The organism is Sphingobium subterraneum, assembly GCF_014199435.1.
GTDB lineage: Bacteria > Pseudomonadota > Alphaproteobacteria > Sphingomonadales > Sphingomonadaceae > Sphingobium > Sphingobium subterraneum.
In genome coordinates this window covers 433,150-453,185 of the sequence record NZ_JACIJP010000002.1, presented here as the reverse complement: position 1 = coordinate 453,185, position 20,036 = coordinate 433,150, and the positions used below count along the sequence as shown (strand labels likewise).

At 60.9% G+C, this 20,036-nt stretch carries 17 protein-coding genes; 7 read left to right on the top strand and 10 right to left on the bottom strand.

All coding sequences use genetic code 11. The annotated features are described in order from the left end of the window. Window positions 1–195 precede the first annotated feature (195 nt). Window positions 196–633: an Lrp/AsnC ligand binding domain-containing protein gene (locus FHS92_RS18655; protein ID WP_184079639.1), complete on the bottom strand. Its 438-nt coding sequence runs from the start codon at window positions 631–633 to the stop codon at window positions 196–198. Between the two features lie 154 nt (window positions 634–787). On the opposite strand from FHS92_RS18655, the gene FHS92_RS08880 reads away from it, so the two are divergent. After that, the gene (locus tag FHS92_RS08880; protein WP_184079637.1) at window positions 788–1,834 is read left to right on the top strand and encodes an ornithine cyclodeaminase; all 1,047 of its coding nucleotides are present in this window, start codon (window positions 788–790) and stop codon (window positions 1,832–1,834) included. 30 nt (window positions 1,835–1,864) lie between these two features. Here the strand turns inward: FHS92_RS08880 and FHS92_RS08875 are convergent, their stop codons facing one another. From FHS92_RS08875 to pdxR, 3 genes are all read right to left on the bottom strand, one after another. Then, window positions 1,865–3,064 (bottom strand): carbohydrate porin, encoded by a 1,200-nt coding sequence (locus tag FHS92_RS08875; RefSeq protein WP_184079635.1) that lies wholly within the window; start codon window positions 3,062–3,064, stop codon window positions 1,865–1,867. Then, window positions 3,064–4,194 (bottom strand): PepSY-associated TM helix domain-containing protein, encoded by a 1,131-nt coding sequence (locus FHS92_RS08870; protein WP_184079633.1) that lies wholly within the window; start codon window positions 4,192–4,194, stop codon window positions 3,064–3,066. The genes FHS92_RS08875 and FHS92_RS08870 overlap by 1 nt, the downstream gene beginning before the upstream one ends. Window positions 4,195–4,320: 126 nt before the next feature. Next, window positions 4,321–5,784, bottom strand: a complete 1,464-nt coding sequence (gene pdxR / locus FHS92_RS08865) for a MocR-like pyridoxine biosynthesis transcription factor PdxR (protein WP_184079631.1) — start codon at window positions 5,782–5,784, stop codon at window positions 4,321–4,323. A gap of 65 nt (window positions 5,785–5,849) precedes the next feature. On the opposite strand from pdxR, the gene FHS92_RS08860 reads away from it, so the two are divergent. Beyond that, on the top strand, window positions 5,850–6,536 hold the full coding sequence (locus tag FHS92_RS08860; protein ID WP_184079629.1) for an FMN-binding negative transcriptional regulator: 687 nt from the start codon (window positions 5,850–5,852) through the stop codon (window positions 6,534–6,536). Window positions 6,537–6,565: 29 nt separating this feature from the next. Beyond that, window positions 6,566–7,027 carry a CoA transferase gene (locus tag FHS92_RS08855; protein WP_221230971.1) on the top strand — a complete coding sequence of 154 codons (462 nt, stop codon included), beginning with the start codon at window positions 6,566–6,568 and terminating at the stop codon, window positions 7,025–7,027. Here FHS92_RS08855 and FHS92_RS08850 read toward each other — a convergent pair. Both FHS92_RS08850 and putA read right to left on the bottom strand, forming a co-directional pair. Next, window positions 6,928–7,392 (bottom strand): Lrp/AsnC family transcriptional regulator, encoded by a 465-nt coding sequence (locus FHS92_RS08850; protein ID WP_184080308.1) that lies wholly within the window; start codon window positions 7,390–7,392, stop codon window positions 6,928–6,930. The two genes, FHS92_RS08855 and FHS92_RS08850, sit on opposite strands and share 100 nt — an antisense overlap. Window positions 7,393–7,509: 117 nt before the next feature. Further along, a complete protein-coding gene (gene putA, locus FHS92_RS08845) occupies window positions 7,510–11,118 on the bottom strand; it encodes a trifunctional transcriptional regulator/proline dehydrogenase/L-glutamate gamma-semialdehyde dehydrogenase (protein ID WP_184080306.1) in 3,609 nt (1,202 codons plus the stop codon). 809 nt (window positions 11,119–11,927) lie between these two features. Here putA and FHS92_RS08840 point away from each other — a divergent pair. Further along, window positions 11,928–12,983 carry an NADP-dependent oxidoreductase gene (locus FHS92_RS08840; RefSeq protein WP_184079627.1) on the top strand — a complete coding sequence of 352 codons (1,056 nt, stop codon included), beginning with the start codon at window positions 11,928–11,930 and terminating at the stop codon, window positions 12,981–12,983. A 77-nt stretch (window positions 12,984–13,060) separates the two neighbouring features. Here FHS92_RS08840 and FHS92_RS08835 read toward each other — a convergent pair whose 3' ends face one another. Continuing rightward, window positions 13,061–13,471, bottom strand: a complete 411-nt coding sequence (locus tag FHS92_RS08835; protein ID WP_246351880.1) for a nuclear transport factor 2 family protein — start codon at window positions 13,469–13,471, stop codon at window positions 13,061–13,063. A 183-nt stretch (window positions 13,472–13,654) separates the two neighbouring features. On the opposite strand from FHS92_RS08835, the gene FHS92_RS08830 reads away from it, so the two are divergent. Together FHS92_RS08830 and FHS92_RS08825 are read left to right on the top strand one after the other, a co-directional pair. Next, window positions 13,655–14,017 carry a Rieske (2Fe-2S) protein gene (locus tag FHS92_RS08830; protein ID WP_184079623.1) on the top strand — a complete coding sequence of 121 codons (363 nt, stop codon included), beginning with the start codon at window positions 13,655–13,657 and terminating at the stop codon, window positions 14,015–14,017. Between the two features lie 90 nt (window positions 14,018–14,107). Further along, window positions 14,108–14,536 (top strand): nuclear transport factor 2 family protein, encoded by a 429-nt coding sequence (locus FHS92_RS08825; protein WP_184079621.1) that lies wholly within the window; start codon window positions 14,108–14,110, stop codon window positions 14,534–14,536. Between the two features lie 39 nt (window positions 14,537–14,575). Here the strand turns inward: FHS92_RS08825 and FHS92_RS08820 are convergent, their stop codons facing one another. Next, window positions 14,576–15,340, bottom strand: a complete 765-nt coding sequence (locus FHS92_RS08820; protein ID WP_184079619.1) for an SDR family NAD(P)-dependent oxidoreductase — start codon at window positions 15,338–15,340, stop codon at window positions 14,576–14,578. A 77-nt stretch (window positions 15,341–15,417) separates the two neighbouring features. Then, window positions 15,418–17,850 (bottom strand): TonB-dependent receptor, encoded by a 2,433-nt coding sequence (locus FHS92_RS08815; RefSeq protein ID WP_184079617.1) that lies wholly within the window; start codon window positions 17,848–17,850, stop codon window positions 15,418–15,420. A 150-nt stretch (window positions 17,851–18,000) separates the two neighbouring features. Here FHS92_RS08815 and FHS92_RS08810 point away from each other — a divergent pair, with 150 nt between their 5' ends. Continuing rightward, entirely contained in the window at window positions 18,001–19,014 is a 1,014-nt protein-coding gene (locus FHS92_RS08810; protein WP_184079615.1) for an NADP-dependent oxidoreductase, read from the top strand. 100 nt (window positions 19,015–19,114) lie between these two features. On the opposite strand, the gene FHS92_RS08805 is transcribed toward FHS92_RS08810, so the two are convergent. Further along, window positions 19,115–19,873 (bottom strand): SDR family NAD(P)-dependent oxidoreductase, encoded by a 759-nt coding sequence (locus FHS92_RS08805; RefSeq protein WP_184079613.1) that lies wholly within the window; start codon window positions 19,871–19,873, stop codon window positions 19,115–19,117. Window positions 19,874–20,036 lie beyond the last annotated feature (163 nt).

Sequence of the window (20,036 nt, the reverse complement as noted above, 5' to 3'; positions counted from 1 at the left end):
CGGCAAGAGAAAGCGAACATACATCATGACCACCAGTTAGATGATCTCAGAGGCTGAGTTGGTGATAACGGTGAGCTTGCGCTCCTGACATGTTGGTTCCTAGGCCCACCCCTTACCGAAGCTATATGAGTGCCAATCCAGTTCGTTAACTTCGTCAAGATCGCTGTCAGGGTCGGCCGCTGCCACCGGACACACTCAGACCGTGCTGAGCAGGAGGCTGGTCTCGCTGTTTGCCACGCCGTCGATCATTCGTATCTCACGCAGGACGCGGTCGAAGTCCGATAGACTTGTTGTTACGATGTCAGCGACCAAATCCCAGGCGCCGTTCGTCGTATGGAGCGTCCGGATTTCGGCGATGCCTCGGAGCCGCTGGATCACCTGAGTGGTCGACTTGCCCATCACCTCGATCATCATCACCGCCCGCACGGTGATGTCGTCATAGTCGTCGCGGACGCGGACCGTGAATCCAAGCAGGGCTCCGGTTTCAAGAAGACGATCCAGCCTGTTCTGAACGGTACCGCGCGCGACGCCAAGCGCATCGGCAAGCTTTGTAAGCGGAGCCCGTCCATCGACGCGGAGATGGGCAAGGATGCCCCGATCAAGGTCGTCAGGGATATATTTCGCGGCTGTCACTCAAAATTCCCTCGGGTCATGGTTTTACCAATTTGTACAAACTCGCTGTAATATTTTATCACTTTCTGCCGATTTTTAGAGCCGTATTGCGATTTCGCAAGGCGTAACAATAAAGTAGGTTTGAGTGGTTCACAAAAATCGCAAAGGACCCCTTATGCCGTCTGCGCCCTCACAACTCGCGTATATTCCCTTCGTCAGCGTCGAAAATATGATGCGCCTCGTGCATAATTTCGGCATTGAGACGGTGCTTCTGGAACTCACGGACGCTGTGGAAGCGGACTATCGCCGTTGGGACCTTTTCGAGAAATCGCCTCGTTTGGCGTCTCATTCGAAGGAAGGCGTGATCGAACTGATGCCCACGTCAGACGGTGAGGCGTTCAGCTTCAAATATGTGAATGGGCATCCAAGCAATACAGCCAAGGGGTTTCAAACCGTCGCGGCGTTTGGGCTGTTGGCAAGGGTCGATACCGGGTATCCGCTTATGCTGACCGAAATGACGCTGCTGACGGCGCTTCGCACGGCAGCCACTTCGGCAATGGCCGCCCGCTATCTGGCACCCGAACACTCCCGGGTGATGGCGATGATCGGAAACGGAGCGCAGGCCGAGTTTCAGGCGCTCGCGATGAAGGCCGTGATCGGTGTCGAGGAAGTCCGGCTCTACGACATCGATCGGAGCGCGACCGAAAAAACGGCCCGCAATCTTGCCGACAGCGGTTTGCGTATCGTCTCCTGCTCCAGCGCGCAGGATGCGATCGAAGGCGCGCAAATCATCACTACCTGCACGGCCGACAAAGCCTATGCGACGATCCTGACCGACAACATGGTCGGTCCCGGCATTCACATCAACGCGATTGGTGGCGATTGTCCCGGCAAAACGGAACTGCACAAGGACATCCTGGCGCGGGCGGAAACATTTGTCGAGTTCGAGCCGCAGACGCGGATCGAAGGCGAGATCCAGCAAATGGATGCGAGCTATCCGGTGACGGAGTTCTGGAAGGTACTCAGCGGCGATGCGGAAGGGCGGACAAACGCACGCCAGATTACCCTGTTCGACAGCGTCGGTTTTGCGACCGAAGATTTCTCTGCGCTTCGCTACGTCTACTCCAAGCTGCCCGGCACAGACTATTTCCAGCATATTGACATTCTGGCGGATCCTGATGATCCGCGTGACCTGTTCGGCATGCTTCAGCGGGCGGCGTGATTGGCAGGCTTTCAACGGCAGAACCGTTGTTCAAAACTGGAACGACAATTCTGTCCGGATTCCGGGGACAATCGCTGTGCGCAGGCCGGGATCGGCCCCGGGATTGAATACGACCTGCAGGCTCGGCTGCACGGACAGGAACGACAGCACTTCACGGCGATAGCTGAGTTCGACCACTGTCTCGGTCTTGTCCGCAAACGTCGTGTCGCGATAGTGTCGTGATGTCCGGGCTGATGCAATAGCAACTCCCGCCTCGTCAGACGGGCTGTCGAAAACGCCTGTGACCTTCAGTCCTGCGCTTACGAAGCGATCGAACATGTTGAACTTACCGGGAGCGGTGCCGAGCCGCGCGAAGGCATCGACACGCGTGTCCTGCCATTTCGATATCCGCTTTTCGCCGCGCAGATAGGTGCCCGCGTTTCCCCGTGCCATGCCGCCGGAGAAGCGATCGAACCTGCCGGTATAGCGCCAGTGTCCGAGCAGCACGCGTCCTTCCTCTAGGGGGAGTTCGACCTCACCGATCGTCAACAGCCCGTCGCCCCTGTTGAACCGGATGGTCGTGCGACCGGGGCGGTCCGGATTGCCGGGCACGCCGTCCAGCACAGCCGCGCGCAGTTTCACGCCGGATGTAAGCTGCTTCTCCACCCGAACCGCAAGCGAGGTAACGGGGAAGATCGACGGGCCGTTCTGTCCCGTCTGGCTGATGTCGACGCCGATCCCGTGCGCGCTGCCGACGAACAATCCTGATGTTTCCAGCGCGTCAAATTCGGAATTGAGATCATATAGCCCCGCTTTCAGGGATAGGGAGGGGGTGATCTGGTGCTGAACCCATGCTTCGTAGAGGCGAAACCGGTGCCGACTGTCGGCTTCTATATTCGATGTAGCGAAACTGTCACCGACATGAGCGCTGATCGATGCGCCGTTGTTGTAGAGGCCGTAAACATGCAGTTGTGTGGCGGGCAGGCCGATAAGTCGTTCCATGTCCGCTTCCAGCACCACATCCAGATTGTCGAGATATTCGGTGCCGCGCGATGCCCCGCCCGAAACATTGGCCATCGCCTCGCCCGTGTAGGCGACTTCCACAAGAAGGGGAGGGTCCTTTTCGTCGATCTCGTTCGAAATGTGGGGAAGCGATCCATGGTGAAGATGCGCTGTCGTATTGGCGGTCGCTTCACCGGCAAGGGCGGTGGCAAGAGCCGTCACACCGAACAGGAGGGTCTTTCCAGACATCAGGCGGCCTGCCGTTGTGTCGGCGCGGATGCCCGTGCGCCGCGACGCGGCCGCCTGCGCAGCCAGAGCGTCAATCCCAGCACCGTCACAGTCGTGAGCCAGATGCCGATCAGCATCGCGAGGAAGCGGCCGAGGGTTCCACCCGCTTCGCCCGTGTGGAGAGGGTAGAAGGATGTGACGAACGCTTGCCGGGCCTCGGCTTTGGTGGAGTCGAACACGCCTCTCACTCCGCCCGTATTGCCATCCACGACCACCAGGCTGGAGCCGTATCCACCACGATACAGTTCCCCCGGCGCCCGGAGCCAGACATAATAGCTTGCGTCTTCGCGCGAGGGCATGAAGCCGCCGACGAACCGGCTGCCGGGAATGGCGGCAACGGCTGTGGCAGCGGCCGTTCCCCACCCGATGAGACGCTCCGCCCGTAGCGGATTGGGCGGCAATTCGGTTTCGGGTGCACCGATTATGTCACGAACACCATGCTCGAACAAAATCAGGGTACCGGTCCCTGCGATAAGCAATGCCGGAACAACCGCCCACAGCCCCACAGCACGGTGCCAGGAATAGGTGCGCGCTGTTTTCCCACCGGTTCGCGCCGGTTTCAACGCCTGCATCCAGTGCCCCTTTCGCGGCCAGGCGATCACCAGGCCCACGATCAGATTAGTGACGAGGAATGTACCGGTGATCGCCATGATCCACTGGCCGGTGTTGCCGGACAGGAGGTCAATATGAATTTCGCGAATGAAGGCTAGGAAGCTGTAATCCGTTGCGCCGCTGCTATCGAGAACGGCGCCGGAACCGTCGATCCAGGTCCGCCTGTCCGCCCCCTGGGCGTCGGTGTGGGAAATGACATAGCGGTCGGGCAGTCCTGCGGTGGCCCAGATCCAGACGATATCCGCCTTTGGCCCGCTGTGATCGATGGCTGTGATGCGCTGCTCGATCGCCTGATAGTTGGTGGGCACATGCCGGGTCGAGCGCAGCGCGTCATCGATTTCAAAGTGAAAGCTCAGGAGAGTGCCGGTAAGTGCCTGGATCAGCCAGAACACTGCCGCTCCGATGCCGAGCCACTTGTGGCCCTTGACGAGGATACGCCGCACCGGGCCGCGAGGCGGCGTTTTCTGGCTGGACATCATCGCACTGCGACTCCCTACACACTGATCAGTCCATCGGCATTTTGCTGGTGGATCGACAGGTTCGCAGTTAAGTGCAGGAGAACTGGCTCTTTCAACATCCAGTTTTATGGGGATAGAGGGGTCCAATCATTCTCCCCAGGCGAGCGCCAGTTCGGCGATCGCCGACTGTGCTTCTTCTTCCCTCAGGCTGGCAAAGCCCAATCGCAGGCCGCGCGGAGCATCGGCGTGGGTCATGAAAGAGCGTGAAGGCGCCAGTCGCAACCCGCGTGCGGCGGCCCGTTTCTCCATTCGATCCATATCCGCCTGAAAGCGAACCCAGAAGGCCAGCCCGCCGTCGGGGATGCTGAATGCGGCCGCTGTACCGAATGTGTCGGCCAGCAGTTGGGCAAAGGCGGTCCGTCGGCGCGCATAGATCTGCTTCGCTTTACGGGCATGCCGCCGCAGTTCGCCGTTTTCGATAATCGCGAGGGCCGTTTCTTCGGTGATGCTGTTCCCCATACCGTCGGTCATGGAAACAAGATGCGCGATCGCCTCCACCACCGGGGGTGGAGCTGCGACATAGCCCAGGCGCAAACTGGGAAGGAGCAACTTGGAAAGCGAGCCGACATAGACGACCTCTGACGGAGCATAAGCGGCGATCGGCAGCAGAGGCTGCGACTGGAAATGAAATTCGTGGTCGTAATCGTCCTCAATGATGGCAAAGCCATATTTGCGGGCCAGTTCGACCAGCCTGACCCGCCTGTCGGGGCGCAAGGCGACGGTCGTCGGAAATTGATGATGCGGGGTGGTAAACACCGCGCGGACGTCGTGCTGTTCGCAGATGGCGGGGATGTCGTCCACGATCATGCCGTGCTGGTCCACTCCGACGGAATGAACCCTGGCCCCTAGCCGTTCGAACGCGGCTACCGCTGGCTCATAAGTCAGTTGCTCGAAGACCACACCGTCACCGGGGCGAGTAAGAGCCAGTGCAGCAAGGAAAATGCCGTTCTGGCTGCCGCGCGTGATGCAGATGTTCTCGTCCGTTACCGGCAACCCCCGTTCCGCCGCGAGCATGGCGGCAATAGCGCGCCGCAGCCCGCTGGAGCCGCGCGGATCGCGATACTGCATGTCGTTGGTGCGGGATAGCCGATGGGTTGCGGCCCGATAGGCGCGGGCAAGCAGTTCTGGCGGAAACAAACGACCATCTGGCGTGCCCTCATCGATCTTCAGGCCGGTTCCGCTCGGCAGCGCCAGCGAGCGGCCGGGCGGTGGCGGGACGGCGTAGCTGTGGGTCATCATCCGCATTTCGGCAGGATGCCGTTGTTCCATGGCCGCTTCCCCATCGGGCATGCTGCTGCTGACCATGGTTCCGCGCGTCGAGGTTGTTGCCAGCCATCCCTGCGCCACCAGATCGTCATAGGCGAGGACGACGGTCTTGCGATTGATGCCGAGCATCGTTGCAAGTTCGCGGGTGCTGGGCAGATAGGTGCCCGGCGGCAGCCGCCCACTCTGAATGTCGCGGATCACCGCCTGGATGAGCTGCATGTACAGCGGCGCTGTCGCAGACTTGTCGATCCGGCTTCCCAGGATGATTTTCCAGTTGCGCCGCATTGGACCCCTCAAATTTGCTATTTTGGGTGTTGTATAGAGGCCAGATCGTTTGAACAACTGCACCCATGACAACAGATGGGAAAGAGGGCGGCGAGCGTTCGGTAACAGCCGCAGGGGCAAGCGCGCCAACGCCGCGCTCCCCGTTCGAGCGCTACGGCGATGCTGATGTGCGCAGGGTGATCGACCACGCGCCACTGGCGTGGGTGATGGCCTCGGACGGCTTCACGGCGAGTCAGCTGCCGCTGGTCGGGGTCTATTCCGAGACCGGGACGCTTACGGATATTGTGGGGCATTTTGCGCTAAACAATCCCTTGCGGGCAGCCTTTGCCGTGAACCCGATGGCCACCATCCTGTTCAACGGGCCGGAGGGATATGTCTCTCCTTCCCATGCGGGTAACCGGCAATGGGGTCCGACCTGGAACCATGCGCATGTGCGCCTTCGTGTCGAGATGACCGTCGATGCGCGCACCACCGACGAGGCGCTGGCGCTGTTGATCGATCATGTGGAGCGGACGATGGATCGTCCGTGGACGGCGGATGAACTGGGTTCCCGCTATGAGGGCATGGCGCAGCGGATCATCGGCTTTCGTGGCAGGGTGCTGGACTGCGTCGCCCGCTTCAAGCTGGGGCAGGATGAGCATCCCGATGTGCTGGCCTCCATCCTGGCGACCCATGAAAACGCCGAACTGGTCGAGTGGATGCGGGCCTTCAACGCCCCGACCCTCAAGCCAAAGGATGGCACGGATGGCTGAACAGGAGGGGCGCGGCATAACAGGCGCCGGTGCCAAACGCCCTGGCCATCGCGGGGGAGGGTGCAGCCGTGTATGACCTCCTGAAGGGCGTGCGGATCGTCGATCTGAGCTCTGTCGTGCTTGGCCCTTATGCGACGCTGCTGCTGGCGGACATGGGGGCGGAAGTCATCAAGGTCGAGCCTCTGGAGGGCGATATCTTCCGTGCCGCCCGACCTGGAAAACCGGGTGGCGACGGCGCCGGGTTCCTGAACATCAACCGGAACAAGAAATCGATCGCTCTCGACCTGCGCCAGCCGGATGATCGCGCACTGCTCGATCGCCTGATCACCACCGCGGATGTGTTCGTGCATAATATGCGACACGCGCCGTGTTCATCATCGCGTGCAGATTGTCAGCGTGCCGACTCTCGCACGGTCTCCATCGCAACAAATGTCGAAGTACTGGCAACATGCGGTAAGCTCGATATTTTCTCACCCAGCACCCAGCGATAGCGACGGATGTCTGCCGTCCTTACCTTCAACAAATAATCGAAGCTGCTGGCTATCATGTGACACTCCTCGACCTCCGGAATCTGGCGAACAGCGGCGTTGAACTCATTGAGCGCGCCTTCCCGCGTGTCGGACAGCTTGACCTCGGTGAAAGCGACGTGGTCGAGCCCGATTTTGCTGGGATTTACGATCGCACGAAAGCCGATAATGACCCCGCTTTCGACGAGGCGGCGAACGCGCTGCTGGCACGGCGATTTCGACAATCCGATTTTCTCGGCAAGGTCCGTAAAGGTGATCCGTCCATCTTGCCGCAGAACATGGAGTATTTTTCGATCAAAATCGTCCAGATCGGCTGCTGTTTCCACCATATTCATATGATTGGACTCCATTTTCTTAACAAGGAAGCCAATCTACACCAAAAATCACCTGACCAAAGGAAATTCATGAACGCGGAGAACCTGCCCCGTTGGAGGGTGACCGCCCGATTATGTGAGCGTCATAAGGCTCGCATTGCCGCCCGCTGCGGTGGTGTTGATGGAGGTCGAAACTTCCTCAAGTAACCAGTCGAGCAGAATGGTCTGTGCTTGCTCTTCATAGGTCGTGGGCATGGCATGGACGAGAACGATCGCCCCGGGCCGGTCAGCCATGGCTTGGACCATGGACAGAATATCCTTTTCTTCACCCTCGACAAGGGCACCGGCCAATACGTCGTCCATCTGCTCGGAAAGTCTGGCCTGAACGCGTGGGGGAAGGTTTGCAGGAATTCGTCCTCCGTCGATCACACCCTCGCACCCCGTGGCCAGCACCGCGGCAATCTGCGTCAGTAGGCCCGCTTCCGTTTCCGCCCGGAGTAAGATGCGGCCCCGCCCATGAAGGGCGTAGAGATTACGTTCCCCAACCGGTCCCGGCAGTTCGATGCTCTGCCCGTGCTTTGAGGAAGCGCCAAAGGCGCGCGCCTGTTCGGCTAACGCTGGGTCGCCGCGTGCTTCCAGCCAGTCTATGAAATCGGCGAGGGCGCTATCGATCGGACCCGTTGTCGCAGCGTCTACCACCGGTGCATCCTGCACGAGCCGCCTGAGATAAAGCGGACCGCCCGCCTTGGGGCCCGTGCCGGAAAGCCCCCGCCCGCCGAACGGCTGGACGCCGACAATCGCGCCGATCACATTGCGGTTGATATAGAGATTTCCCGCTCTGATACGACTGGTGACATGCGCGATCGTCTCATCGAGCCGCGTGTGCAAACCGAAGGTGAGGCCGTAGCCGGTGGCGTTGATCGCATCGATCAGCGCGTCAAGAGTGTCGCGCCGATAACGGATGACATGGAGCACCGGCCCGAACACTTCGCGGGTCAGATCGGCGATGCTGTCGAGTTCGATGATCGTGGGAGCAACGAACGTGCCGCGGTCGGTTTCGGCGGGCAGTTCCCATTGTTCTACGGGCCTGCCCTTGGCGCGCATGGCTTCGATATGCGCCTCGATAGTGGCCTTGGCGTCCGCTGTGATGACTGGGCCGATATCGACGGAGAGGCGCTGGGTATTTCCGACGCGCAGTTCCTTCAGTGCGCCATTCAGCATCACGAGCGTGCGGTCGGCAATCTCCTCCTGCAAACACAATATCCGCAGGGCCGAGCAACGCTGCCCGGCACTGTCGAAAGCGGAAGCAATCACATCCGCGACCACCTGCTCCGCAAGGGCGGAGCTGTCGACGATCATCGCATTTTGCCCGCCGGTTTCGGCGATGAACGGGATGGGTCTGCCCTGGGCAGAGAGACGGGTTGCCAGCTGTTTCTGGATGAGGCGCGCAACCTCGGTAGAGCCGGTGAACATAACGCCCGCAACCTCCGGCGCCGCGACCAGCACCGCGCCGATGCCGCCATCGCCACAGATCAGCTGGAGGGCGTCATTCGGCACCCCCGCCTCGTGCAGCAGGCGCACCGCCTGCGCGGCGATGAGCGGCGTTTCCTCCGCCGGCTTGGCGAGGACCGGATTGCCAGCAACCAGCGCCGCGGCAAGCTGCCCGGTGAATATGGCGAGCGGGAAATTCCACGGACTGATGCACACGACCGGGCCGATCGGCTTCGCGCACGCCAAAGTCTCGCGCGCCTGACCGGCGTAATAGCGCAGAAAGTCGATCGCCTCGCGCACCTCGGCGATGGCGTTGGCGGCCGACTTGCCAGCCTCGCGTATAGCCAGGCCCATGAGCATCGGCACGCTCATTTGCATCGCGTCGGCGGCACGGTCGAGCATGGCCGCACGTTCGGCCACCGGCACGGCGCCCCAGTCCGAGCGGGCGGCCGTTACCACCGCGTTGCGCGCCGTCTCGAGAGAAGCCTCATTGACCTCTCCCACCACCTCGCGATTATCGGCGGGGTTCAGCACGGGTCGCGACACTCCCCCGTCACCAGCCGTCCATTCCCGCGCCGCACTTTGTCGCAGCGTATCGCCAAGCGCCGCCAGCGCCGCTTCGTCGCTGAGATCGATCCCTTCCGAGTTGCGCCGGTCGGGATAGAGTTCCCCGGGCAACGCGATCTGGTCGTGCCGGGCTCCCGGCTGCGCCATGGCGCGGACCTGTTCTACCGGGTCAACAACCAACGCGTCGATGGAAACGGCCGGGTCGCTGATCCGGTTGACGAAGGAGGAATTGGCGCCATTTTCCAGCAAGCGGCGTACAAGATAGGCAAGCAACGTCTCATGCGTGCCGACCGGTGCGTAAATGCGGCAGGGGCGATCCAGATGCGCTTTTCCGACCACCTCTTCATATAATGGCTCACCCATGCCGTGCAGGCACTGGAATTCATAATTGCCTATCGCAAAATTCGGCCCTGCCAGATGATAGAGGGTGCTCAATGTCTGTGCGTTATGTGTCGCGAACTGTGGGAAGACGACGTCACGTGCAGCCAGCAGCTTCTTTGCGCAGGCGATGTAGGCGACGTCGGTGTGGACCTTGCGGGTATAGACCGGAAAGTCTGCCAGCCCATCGACCTGCGCCCGCTTGATCTCCGCATCCCAATAGGCGCCCTTGACGAGACGAACCATGATGCGTCGCCCGGCGCGGCGCGCCAGATCGACGATCCAGTCAATCACAAAGGGGCAACGCTTGCCGTAGGCTTGCACAACGAAACCAAGACCGTCCCACCCGGCCAGCTCAGGATCCAACGCGAGGCTTTCCAGCAGATCGAGCGACAATTCCAGCCGGTCCGCTTCCTCCGCGTCGATGTTGAAGCCGATGTCGTAGCCCTTGGCGAAAACGGCAAGCGCCTTCACGCGCGGCAGCAGTTCGCCCATTACGCGGTCCACTTGACTCCGCGAATAGCGGGGGTGCAGCGCCGACAGCTTGATCGAGATGCCCGGCCCGGCATGAATGCCCCGTCCAGCCGAGGCCTTGCCAATCGCGTGGATCGCGTCCTCATAGTCGCGGTAATAGCGCGCCGCGTCCGCCGCTGTCGTCGCCGCCTCGCCCAGCATGTCGTAGCTGTAGGTGAAGCCCTTGGCCTCTTCGGCGCGCGCGCGCTTCAAAGCTTCCTCGATTGTCTCGCCGGTGACGAACTGCTCGCCCATCATCCGCATCGCGATGTCGACGCCGCGCCGGATTACCGGCTCGCCCGCCCGTGCGATCAGCCGCGTGAGCGCCGCGGCAAGGCCGCGATCATCGGTGCTTTCGACGAGTTTTCCCGTTACCACCAGCCCCCAGCTGGCGGCGTTGACGAACAGCGACCGCCCGCTGCCCACATGGCTCCGCCAGTCCCCTCCCGCAATCTTGTCGCGGATCAGCGCATCGCGCGTGGTGTCGTCCGGAATTCGCAACAGCGCTTCGGCAAGGCACATCAGCGCCACGCCTTCCTGACTGGAAAGGGCGAACTCCTTGACCAGTCCCTCGACGCCGCGCCCGTTAGGCTTCGCGCGCAAGGCCGTGATCAGCGTCCGGGCGGTTTGCCGGATTTGCGCGCGCATGTCGGCAGGCGGGCTGGCCTCGTCCAGCAGTGCGCGTACGCACTCCGGTTCGGCACGACGATAAGCAGCGGTAATTTCACGCCGGATGGCGGATTGCTCGCGGATCGGCGGAGCGAAAGTCGCAAAGGGAAGTGCTTCGTTCATGGTGCGATAATAGACCAGGCCGGGCCAAAGTTCTGACTTTTCGAAACCCATTGTGTGTACAAATCGATTTATGTCTGCTGTTCTCACAGAACAAATGGGTGAAAAAGGATCCTGTCGCAGCCATTTTTTCTTCTCTGTTCCTCCGTCTGAAGCTTTACCTCAACCCTTGTGGAGCCAATCCGGCGCAATCTTGGGGAGTATCGAATATCCGCATGTGAGGTTCCATCATGGCCCGCCTGATCTGCAAAGGGCGATTGCGTTTCTGGTGACTGTGACGACCGGGGTGCCTGGCTCACCCCGGTGCATGCGCGGGGCAAGACCGGACAACCCTACCGGTATTATGTCCAGCCCGCCCTGCACAGATCGAGGAGATGTGCCGCAGTGAAACTGTGTGTGGCCACTGACCGGCAGAGAGGGGGGCTCAACAGGCGGGTATCATGCTCCGGAAATCCGCCCCTGATCGCACTATGCAACACTCTTTGATCAGCGCAAACGCCGCGGATCTGCGCCGTTCTCGGCAGCTGCCCGGCGGGAGGGAGACCAGTAGCGGGATTGAATGGCGGAGCTGTCAGTCAGATACTACCACGTCTCCAACTGCCCGTGTGACCCGGCACCGCCCAACCTCGGTAAACGTCACCTGTCGCAAGGGACAGTTCCCCAAAAGCGCGCCGGAGTAGAATATGTCATCAACGTACACTGCCGACGAGGCTGAACTTCGGACACCGAGATTTGAGCAGGGATGACGTCAACGATACAGAGCGCGAAAGCGTGAAGCTGTCCCGTCCGCGGGGCACCGTGGGAGAGAGACCATGCTGAACCGGCGAATTGTTTTGAATTCGCGCCCCGTGGGCGTTCCCGTGCACGACAATTTTCGCGTCGAGGAAGCCACCGTTCCCGATCTGGCGGAGGGACAGGTCCTCCTTGAAAATCGCGTGTTCGCGATCGATCCGGCCGTCCGTGGCATGCTGGACGACGTTAAAAGCTATCTGCCCGCCGTGCCCCTTGGCGGATTGATTCCGACCATGGTGCTGGGGCGCGTGGTCCAGTCGCGCAATCCCGCTTTTCGCGAAGGCGATTATGGTCGTGCCTTTATCGGCTGGGAAACGCATTCTGTCATCGCGCCCGGTGCGGTCGGCTTCGAGAATGTGAATGTGGCCTCCGACCTCCCCCTGACCGCCTATATGGGCGCATGCGGCTGGTCAGGAATAACCGCCTATGTCGGCCTGAAGCGCTATGGGGAAATACGCAGCGGCGACGAGGTGCTAATGAGCGCGGCTGCCGGCGCGGTTGGATCGGTCGGCGGACAGATCGCCCGACTGTCCGGGTGCCGCGTAGTCGGTACAGTCAGCTCCGAAGAGAAAGCGCGCATCGTCACGGATGTGCTGGGCTTCGACGCAGCGATCAACTATCGCGATTGCGACAGCCTCGATTCCGAAATAGAGCGGCATTTCCCTGATGGCATCGACCTTTATTTCGACAATGTGGGCGGAGCGACGCTGGACGCCGTGCTCCCGCGGATGAAGGCATTCGGGCGGATACCCGTTTGCGGGATGGTCGCCAATTATAACAATCAGAGCAATCCTTACCCCCTGCGCAACATCTGGCAGGTGCTCGTCAACCGCATCACGATGCGGGGGTTTCTCGCCTATGAAGCGGTGGATATGCTGCACGAAGCAGAGACAGCGCTGGCTGACTGGGTGCGCACTGGGCAGCTCGTGGCAACCGAGAATGTCGCAACCGGACTTGATGCCGCGCCTGACGCCTTTATCCGTCTGATGACCGGACAGACGATCGGCAAGACGCTGGTGCGGCTGGACGACAACGTTTCGACTCTCGCCGACTGGACGCCTGTCCGTAATGGATGATGCGGCACCCGACCATTGAGAAGGTTGCCCCCATCGATCGAGACCCACTCCACTGCGATCAGGTTCGAGGTTCGCCGTTATGCCGCCCGTTGCTTGGCCCCGCAGGCGGCGATGAAGGGTGCAGGATCGAAATAATAGGGCTTGATCTCGCAGCACTGGTTTCCCCGGAACCGCAGCATTTCGCACAGCTCGGCTGGCTTCAGCGCGGGGTCGGCAAAACGCATCGTCAACACGGCGATGGCGCAGTCCGTGCCGATTGGTAACGCACTGCGGTCCAGTGCAACGACGTCGACCATCGCCATGACCTTTTCGAATAGTTCCCGCAGGCCGTTTTTGCCCCGGTATGCACCTGCCATGGGAAGACTATCGGCTTCGTAGGCGACAAAGTCGTCCGTGAGCATGTCCGAAACGGCTGCCCAGTCACCGGCCGCTGATGCGCCATAGATCCGTTCAACGAAATCGACAGTTTCCTCGTGCGACATGCCCATAGCGATTATGTCTCCTCTCAACTGGTTCCAGTGTGACGATGGACTTGGCGCGGGGAACCTAGCGAATTGCATAGCCCGTTGCCTTTTTCCCTGAGACGCGATTGCGTTCGCACCGTTACTGCGCAAACGTCCATCAGACGGGTGAGCACCTGCTGCGCGATATGGGCAAAAGATTGTGAGATTATGACGGACACCGAGCAGAACTGGCACGCCATTGGCTCCGAGGCCGATTTTCCCGAGGATAACAAATGGACCGCTATTCTTGGCGGGTGGAGCGTTCTCGTGGTGCGTACGGAAGAGGGCCTTAACGCAGTCAATGATCGCTGCACGCACCTTGCGGCCCTGTTATCGCCCGGCAGAATTCGGCGCGGGGCGATCATATGCCCGCTTCACGGGGCGCGGTTCGAGGCTGATACCGGACGCTGCATTGGAGGGCTTTACGCCGATTTGCGGCGCTTCGAAGTCAGGATCGTTGATGGTGTGATCGAAGTGGCGGTGCCGTCTTCCCCACCCGGCCCCGGCGAGCGGCCCGTGGCGCAAGCGTAAAGCCTGGTCACCCGCCTCTCACCTGTCACAGGTTCCCGACGGCGCCGTACCGGGTAACCTGTCTGCCACAACGAATGGGAGAGTCCTGTCATGGCCTATATCGGCGCCTTCGAAGATCGTCTTGCCATCCGCGAGCTGCTGGAGGCCTATGCCGAGGCGGTGACCCGACTCGATGCTGATGCATGGGGAGCGACATGGGCGGAGGATGGCGAATGGTCGCTGCCCGATTATCCCGAGATCGGCACGACACGGGGGCGCGAAGCCATCGTCGCCATGTGGGGCGAGGCGATGAAGGCCTATCCGGGTATCATGTTCGAGGCATGGCCCGGATCAATCGAAATCGACGGCGATGTCGCCCAGGTCCGCTGCTACACATCGGAAGTCTACGACCGGGACGGCGTTACGCACCGCGATCGGGGACTTTATGAAGATATTTGCCGGAAAATTGACGGGCGCTGGTATTTTGCGTCGCGATCCTTCCGCAACATTCACCGGCAGCAATCGCCCAAGGGGTGTTGAGGCCAGCACTGCTATCCGCCGCGCACTGACCTCACCGTTTTACATCGCGGTGACACCACCATCGACGGTAAATTCGCAACCGGTGATGTACGCTGCCTCGTCGCTGGCGAGGAAAAGGTTCATATTGGCGATGTCGAGGGGAGCGCCCATGCGTCGCATCGGAATAGCGGCGACGATCTGGTCAAAGACATCGGGGTTGTCCCTGCGCGCGACGTCCTGCATTGCCGTCTCGATCATGCCGGGGTGTACCGTGTTGCAGCGTATGTTCTGTGGTGCGCATTCGAGTGCGACCGACTTGCTGAACAGGCGGACCCCTCCCTTTGCGGCGCCATAGGCGGCACAGCCCGCCACACCCACAAGCCCCACAATCGACGAGAGGTTGATGATCGAGCCACCCTGACCAACCTTGCGCATGAGCGCCACGGCGCGCTGCGTGCCGTAAAACACGCTGTCGAGATTGACCCTGTTCTGCCGTTCCCAGTCGGCCGTGGCGAGCTGCTCGATCGGCTTAAGGATCGCGATGCCCGCATTGTTGACCAACACATCCAGGCGCCCATGGCCTGCGCCGATGGTGTCGAAGATCCCGTCCCAGCTAGCCTCATCGGTCACGTCATGGGCCAGTGCGGTACACTGGCAGCCCGCAGCGCGGATGCTCGCTGCAACCGTTTCAACGCCGTCCCCGTCAAGGTCCGTGAGATAGACGAAGGCTCCTTCTTCTGCGAAACGGCGTGCGGTTGCCGCCCCCAGCCCGCGTTCATTCCCTGCGCCGGTGACCAGCGCAATTTTTCCGTCGAGACGTGCCATTTTCCGCTCCTTGTAAAAAGGGGGCGTCCAGCCGATTGTGCCGAACGCCCCATTGCGACCCCGAAGGACGGGTCGGTTTAGAACTTCACGCCAATGGTCGCGCCATAGGTGCGGGGTTCCAGCGCCATGCCGAAGGACCAGAGTCCGGCCACCGTGAACGCGTGGGTCGTGGTCTTCTCATTGGCGAGGTTGCGACCGAATACCCGGACATAGGCTTCGTTGTCGCCAAGGTCGAACTTTACCGTCAGGCTGGCGTCGACCAGATCCTGTGTCGTGGTGCGGACGCGGGGATCGTTCCCGTTAACGATGACACCCGCCCTGCCGCCGATATTGGCCGGAGTGGTAGAGGCAACCGAGAGCTGCTCGTCATAGGGGCTGATATGGCGCCAGCCGATGGACGTCTGAACCGAACCAAAGCTGGTCGGAACTTCATATTCCGCCGCCAGCGATGTGGTGAACTTCGGCGCGTAGATCAGGTTGTTGGCCGAATAGTTGTACGGTCCAAGCCCGCTCGCTGGAGGCACTACCCCGCCCGGATAGACGAGGCCAGCAGGGAGCACGCCGTCCGCGATGAAGTTGCGGAAGTGCGACTTCATATAGGCGCCCGAAGCGGTGATGCGGAGCTGCCGGGTGACCCGCAGGCTGCCATCGATTTCGATGCCCTTGATGCTCGCGCCGCCCGGAACGTTGCCGGTGACCGTCTGGTTGCCGGTCGGGCCGCCCGGAACGGTCAGGTTCTGCTGCATGTTCTTGTAATCAGACACATAGCCCGCGATGTTGATTTCAAGTTTGCGATCCAGAAGGGCGAGCTTCGCACCGATTTCGTAGGAATCGACGGTTTCCGGACGAAACGGTGTGCTGGCCGTGGCGGCCGTGGCGGCGCGGGGGCTGAAACCGCCGGACCGGTATCCGCGCGACCAGGATGCATAAAGCATGGTATCGCTGTTCGGGCGATAATCTATGCCAACCTTGGGCGTGAACTTCGTGAAATTCGCGTCGCCCGCGCCAACCAGTGCAAACGTGCCGGGTGCGCAGACCGGTGTCCCCGGAGCTGTTGGCGCGCCTATGCCGGTGCAAGATCCCGGTGCGACGTATGTGAGCTGTTGCAGGTCGCCCGGGGCGATCAGCATATTCGGAGCAAAGCCGTTCACCAGCTTCTTGTTGTCATGGCTCCAGCGGCCACCGAAGGACAGGCGCCAATTGTCGGCAAAGGCCCAGTTAAAGTCGCCGAAGACCGCGTAGCTCTTGGTCTTGCCTTCAACATGCTGCGAAGCCCGGTCGAACAGGGTCGGCGGCGTGTTCGGATCAAAGCCGAATACGCGCGACCATTGTGTCAGATCGTACTTGGAGGAGAAGAAATAGCCGCCGACGACATAATCGAAACCATCGAACAGATTGCCAGAAGCGCGCAATTCCTGGCTCCACTGGGTATAATGCTGGCGACGATCGACATAATAGAGGTCGGTCGAAGAACCGTCAAAATCCTGTGTTTGCCCTTCTTTGCTATGACGCCAGCCGGTGATCGACGTCAGCTTCACCGCGCCCGCGTCATAATTCATTTCCAGTGTGGCATTTGGGGCGCGATATTTGCTTTTCGCCGCTGCGCCGAAGGTGGTGTAAAGGTCTGTTGTCGTGTTGCGATTGCATTCCTGCGCGGGTTCAAACGCACAGAATACCTCACCCGTCTTGGCGATGTTGCTCACCACCGGGTTGAACGACTGCACGACATTTTCGACGGTAAGCTGAGCATTGAAGCCCGACCCGGCAGGCTTGAACAGCAGGCTGGCGCCATAGCTGTCACCCTTGCTCCAGCCGTCGGACGTGTTGCGCGTCACGTTATGGTAGAAGCCATCCGTCTCATTATGGAAATACCAGCCCTTAATGCCCCATGTATCGCCATTGCCATAGTTGACGATCGCCTTGCCGGACCATGTATTCCAGCGGCCATAGGTGAATTCGGCCTTGCCGCCCGGTTCCATCGTCGGCTTGGTGCGGGTGATGTTGATGACGCCGCCGATCGTGTTCGCGCCGAACAGCGTGCCTTGCGGTCCGCGCAGAACTTCGATCTGGGCGATGTCGAACGCGTCCTGCAACTGCCCGGTGTTGGTGCCGATGGTGATACCGTCGACCACGACGCCCACGGTGGGGGTTTGCGATTTCTCGATATCGGCATATGTCAGACCGCGGATCGAAATATTGGCTGCCTGGGCACCCGAATTCTGCTGGGTAATCAGCAGGCCGGGCGCGGCGCCCTGAAGATCTCCGATATTCACGGCGGCCTTGTTTTCGAGCATCGCCGTATTGACCGCAGTGATCGCCACCGGCGTCTGTTGCAGCGTTTCCGAACGGCGGCGTGCCGTCACGATGATGGCGCCAGAATCGGCCGGTTCGGCGGCCTGCTCGTCGGCTGCTGACGGCGCGGCCTGTGCGAAAGCGGGTGTGGAAATGACAGTGAGAGCGGTGGTCGACAGTGCGACAGCCAACGCTCCGCGAAGGTATACGGATGCCATAAGATGATCCTCCCGAGCGGCCGGTTAATTGTGTAGCCGCCTTGAAATGATCTTATGCTCCGATTTTATCGAAAGCAGACCTGTCGAATTGCACAGGTGCTTGCTGTTGCACAAAAGACGACCAGTTTGCGGATGAAGGAGGCCCACCACATGTCTGAAAATCGACGCTTTTTGCTTGTTCGCAGGCCGCGGGGATACCCGGTCGAGGAGGATTTTTCGCTGATCGCGTCAGATATTCCCTCACCCCCGAAGGGCGGTTTTGTCGTGCGCAATCACTTTGCCTCGCTCGACCCGGCGCAGCGCGGCTGGATGGATGACGAGGAGAGTTACCTGCCTCCGATTGCGCTGGACGATCCGGTTCGGGCGACCACGATCGGCATGGTCCATGCGTCCGATCATCCATCGTTTCCGGTGGGGCAGTGGGTCATGGGCCTCAACGCGCTGGAAGATTTTTCGGTCGTCGTTCCGGGTGGTTTCACAATGCCCATCGATGCCGCCGCTGTTGCCTCCCCCTCCCATTATCTCTCCGCCCTCGGGGCTGTCGGCCTGACCGCCTATTTCGGACTGGTGGAAGCGGCCCGTCCCAAGGCAGGGGAGACGCTGCTGGTGTCCGGCGCCGCTGGAGCGGTCGGGTCTGCGGTGGGCCAGATCGGCAAAATCCTCGGTTGCCGGGTCATCGGCATTGCGGGAGGCGCCGAGAAATGCCGCCGCCTGCTGGACGATTACGGGTTCGACGCGGCGATAGACTATAAGGGCAAGGATCACGCCGCGCTGGTCGAAGCTATTGCTCAGGCAGCCCCCGAGGGAGCCGACATCGTGTTTGAGAATGTCGGAGGGCATGTGCTGGAAGCCGAAGTGTTCAACCTCGCCCGTCACGCGCGGATCATCCTTTGCGGCCTGATCAGCGAGTATAATGCGGCATCCAGGGAAGGGCTGCGCAACCTGTGGCAGATCCTCGCCCGTTGCGCGACGATTCATGGGTTCCTGATCTCTGACTATGTCGATCGATTCCCGGAAGGTGCGACGCAAATGGCGCAGTGGCTGGCGGACGGGCGTTTGCGTGTCGACGAGGACATCCAGTACGGTCTGGAAAACGCCTATAGCGCGTTTATGCGCCTGTTTACCGGGGAGAACACTGGCAAACTGATCCTGCGGATCGTCTGAACGGACGATCCGCAGGGCGCGCTGCTTGGCCTGTCAACGTGGCGCGTTTTCGTCCCTGTCGGGTCGTGGCGCGGGCGCCGCATACGTTCGTCGATCGCGATCAGAACTGCACGCGCTTGGTATAGCCGCCATCCACCACAACATTGGTGCCGGTCGTGTAGGACGATGCCGGACTCGCGAGGAAGACAATCGTCCGCGCCACTTCCTCCGGCCCACCCCAGCGGCCAAGTGCGAAGGTCGCTTCGGTCGCCTGATAAAGCTCGGGCGCCATGTCCCTGATCGCTTCCCAGTTTCCTCCGGGGAACTTGATCGGCCCTGGCGAGACGCAATTCACGCGGATACCTTGTGGCCCCCACGCCTGCCCCAGCTGCCCCGAATAGGCGATCAGGGCGGCCTTGAGGGCATTGAAGGCCTGGGGAACGATGAAGGTTTCCGTGCCTGCCGTCGATGCCATGATCACGATCGCGCCCGCATCCGACTTTTCCAGCCAGGGCTGCAGGGTTTCACAGCCCAGCACCGTCCCCTTGATATCGGCGGCGAAGCAGGCTTCCCAGTCGCCCGTTGCGCCGGACCCGGAAGCGCTGGCGCCCGGTACAAAGATGTCGCAGCCGCCGAGCCTGTCGGCCGCCTCCGCGAGCCATTTCACGTAGGCGTCATGGTCGGTGATATCGAGCGCGTCGCCAAAGACCTTGCCACCGTGCCGGGACAGGGACTGGACAGCCTCGGTAACCTGCTCCGCGTTGCGCGAGAAGAAAGCGATAGCGCAACCTTCCTCCGCGAAAATTTCCAGGGCCGCGCGACCAATGCCCCGACTTCCGCCGGTGAGGATGACTTTCTTGCCCTTCAGTCGGAGATCCATCTCATCTGTCCTTTTCTTGCGTTTTACGGCGCCTTGCTCCTCGGTACGCCGTCCTGGGCGATAAGGCGCGGACCTTGGCGACGGGATCAGGGGCGATTGTGCGACTTTGCCCGTCGACCCTCGTCATTCCACTGCCTTTTTGAACAGGAAGAGCGAAATGCCC